The sequence below is a fragment of the Streptomyces sp. TRM68367 genome (genome assembly GCF_014495685.1).
Taxonomy (GTDB): domain Bacteria; phylum Actinomycetota; class Actinomycetes; order Streptomycetales; family Streptomycetaceae; genus Streptomyces.
In genome coordinates this window covers 1-3,146 of record NZ_JACTVI010000228.1, presented here as the reverse complement: position 1 = coordinate 3,146, position 3,146 = coordinate 1, and the positions used below count along the sequence as shown (strand labels likewise).

The following is a 3,146-nucleotide window of genomic DNA, read 5'->3' as shown; positions in this document are numbered from 1 at the left end:
CACCTCGACACGAGGCATCCCCAGAAGCGACTACGTTCCCCACCTGCCGGAGAAGCCATATGACGACGTCCCTGCACACGAATCCTCCTCCGCTCAGCGAGGGGAAACCGTCGCGGCCCGAGCCCGTGATCAGAGCGGTGGGGCTCACCAAGGCGTTCGACACCGTCGGCGACTCCGGGTCCGGGGGGCTGCGCTGGCGCCGACGGTCGCGGGACAAGAAGTTCCTGGCCGTCAACGACGTGTCGTTCGAGGTGGCACGCGGCGAGCTCTTTGTGATCATGGGTCTGTCGGGATCGGGCAAGTCCACTCTGCTGCGGTTGGTGAACCGGCTGATCCCGCCCACGTCGGGTGAGCTGCTGGTCGGTGGCCGCAATGTGTCGACGATGGGCGACGCGGAGCTGCGTGAGCTGCGCAACAAGAAGATCAACATGGTCTTCCAGCACTTCGCGCTCTTTCCCCACCGCACGCTCCGGGAGAACGCCGCCTACGGCCTCCAGGTCCGCGGTGTTCGCGAGTCCGGGCGGCGGGAACGCGCGCAATGGGCGCTGAAGACGGTGGGCCTCGGTGACCGGGCGGACGCGCGCCCGTCCGAGCTGTCCGGCGGCCAGCGGCAGCGTGTCGGGCTGGCCCGTGCCCTGGCCACCGATGCCGAGATCCTGCTCATGGACGAGCCGTTCAGCGCCCTCGATCCCCTGATCCGCCGGGAGATGCAGGATCTGCTGATGTCCCTGCAGCAGGACCTGAAGCGTACGATCGTCTTCGTCACCCACGACCTCAACGAGGCGATGCGGTTGGGTGACCGGATCATGGTGATGCGGGGCGGGCGTGTTGTCCAGCTCGGCACCGGGGAGGAGATCCTCTCGAAGCCGGCGAACGACTACGTCTCGGAGTTCGTCTCCGACGTCGACCGGTCCCGGGTGATCACCGCCGGCTCGGTGATGCGCAGGCCGATCATCACCGCCCAGCTGGGGGAGAGCCCTGCGGACGTGCTCCATCGCCTGGGCGACGTAGACGCCGGCGCGGTCTACGTCCTGGACGACGACGGGGTGATCCGGGGTGCCGCCGGCAACGACGAGCTCGGCGATGCCCTCGGAAGCGGCAAGGCCGATATCCGGGACTGTCTGACCGACGACTTCCGGTACGTCTCGGCGGACACCCCGTTGATGGACTGCTGCGAACTGGTCAGCAAGCATTCCGTCCCCCTCGCCGTCACTGACGACGACGGCCGGCTCCTCGGCGTCGTACCCAAGGCGGCGTTGCTCGCGGCACTCTCCAACCCCCGGAAGGCCAGCCATGATTGACATCGACCTGGGTACTCCGGTCTCGAAAGCGATCGACTGGCTCACAGCGAACCTCGGACCGGTCTTCGACGGTATCTCGAGTGTGATGCTGAACCTCGTCAACGCGGTTCTGACGGTCCTCACGGCTCCGCATGCCCTCGTGGTGACCGGCGTGTTCACTCTGCTGGCTGTCTCCACCCGGAAATGGGGCTTCACGGCGTTCACGCTGGTCGCTTTCCTGCTCATCCAGGGCATGGGCCTGTGGACTCCTGCCATGGAATCACTGGCCATCGTCATCGTCGCGTCCGTTATCGCTGTCGGTATCGGCGTCCCCATCGGGGTGTGGGCGGCGCGCAGCAGCCGGGCCAGCAGCATGGTGCGGCCGGTGCTCGACTTCATGCAGACGCTTCCGGTCTTCGTCTACCTGATTCCCGCGGTCTTCTTCTTCGGGATCGGTGCCGTGCCCGGAGTGGTGGCGACCACGGTCTTTGCTGTTCCTCCGGCGGTCCGGCTGACGGAGCTGGGCATCCGCCAGGTCGACAAGGAGGTCGTCGAGGCGGCGCTCGCGTTCGGTGCCAGGCCCCGTCAGCTGCTGAGGGACGTGCAGTTCCCCATGGCCCTGCCGTCGATCATGGCCGGCGTCAACCAGGTGATCATGCTGGCGCTGTCCATGGTGGTGATCGCGGGCATGGTCGGAGCGGGCGGACTCGGTTCCGTCGTCGTGCGCGGCATCAGCACTCTCGATGTCGGCGCCGGGTTCCAGGGTGGCCTGGCCGTGGTCATCCTCGCCATCTTCCTCGACCGTTTCACCAGCGCGTTCGCCGCGCCGCGCCGCCGTGGCCGGCTGCGCGCCGCACTGGCATCCCGCCGTGCACAGACCGCCCGTCCCGCCGCACTGTCCAGCGCGTCCTGAACCATGGGAGTCACCCACATGATCCGTACCATGCGCCCCAAGAACAGACTGGCCGTTGCCGCCGGCAGTGCCGGAGTCCTTCTCCTGCTCGCGGCGTGCAGTGGGCAGACCGCCAGTGTGGGATCGGGCAGCGACAGCAAGCCCGACTCCAAGAACGTGAGCTTCGCCATGGTGGACGGGTGGGACGAGAACGTCGCCACCACCTACCTGTGGAAGGAGTTGCTGGAGGAGCGGGGCTACAAGGTGAACGTCCGGTCGCTCGACATTGCCAGCACCTTCACGGCCGTGGCGAACGGCCAGGTGGACTTGTACACCGATGCCTGGCTGCCCACCACACACAAGGCGTACTGGGACCGCTTCGGCAGCAAACTCGAAGTCGTCTCCACCTGGTACGGGCCCGCCGAAAACAATCTCGCGGTTCCGACGTACATGAAGGACGTCAACACCATCGAGGATCTCAAGGGAAAGCAGGCGGAGTTCGGCAACCGGATCGTCGGGATCGAGGCAGGCGCCGGGCTCATGAAGCTGACCCGCACGTCCGTCATACCCGGTTACGGCCTGAAGGACTACGACCTCGTCGAGGGCAGCACCCCGGCCATGCTGTCGGCGCTCGAGTCCTCCGTCAAGCAGAAGAAGCCCATCGTGGTCACGCTGTGGAAGCCGCACTGGGCATTCACCAAGTTCCCGATCAAGGCCCTGAAGGACCCGAAGGGCGCCTTTGGTAAGCCCGACAAGGCCGAGACGATCACCAGCAAGGAGTTCGCCAAGAACAATCCCAAACTCGTCAAGTGGATGAACGGTTTCAAGCTCACCAGCGACCAGCTGGGCAGCCTGGAGCTGCTGATCCAGGAAAAGGGCAAGGGCAAGGAACAGGCAGCCGCCAAGGAGTGGATCGCGAAGAACAAGTCTCTCGTCGACTCCTGGCTGAAGTAAGCGAAGCAGGCCGGAAACAC

Annotated in this window: 3 protein-coding genes; all 3 read left to right on the top strand. The window is 65.8% G+C overall.

The annotated features are described in order from the left end of the window. The first annotated feature begins 59 nt into the window (after window positions 1–59). From H8R17_RS44935 to H8R17_RS44925, 3 genes are read left to right on the top strand one after another with little or no spacing between them, the layout of a single operon-like run. Window positions 60–1,301, top strand: coding sequence for a glycine betaine/L-proline ABC transporter ATP-binding protein (locus H8R17_RS44935; RefSeq protein ID WP_187828911.1), 1,242 nt, complete (start codon window positions 60–62; stop codon window positions 1,299–1,301). Further along, a complete protein-coding gene (locus tag H8R17_RS44930; protein ID WP_187828910.1) occupies window positions 1,294–2,193 on the top strand; it encodes a proline/glycine betaine ABC transporter permease in 900 nt (299 codons plus the stop codon). Before H8R17_RS44935 ends, H8R17_RS44930 begins: the two co-directional genes overlap by 8 nt. Window positions 2,194–2,211: 18 nt before the next feature. After that, window positions 2,212–3,126, top strand: a complete 915-nt coding sequence (locus H8R17_RS44925) for a glycine betaine ABC transporter substrate-binding protein (RefSeq protein WP_187828909.1) — start codon at window positions 2,212–2,214, stop codon at window positions 3,124–3,126. Window positions 3,127–3,146: the final 20 nt, after the last annotated feature.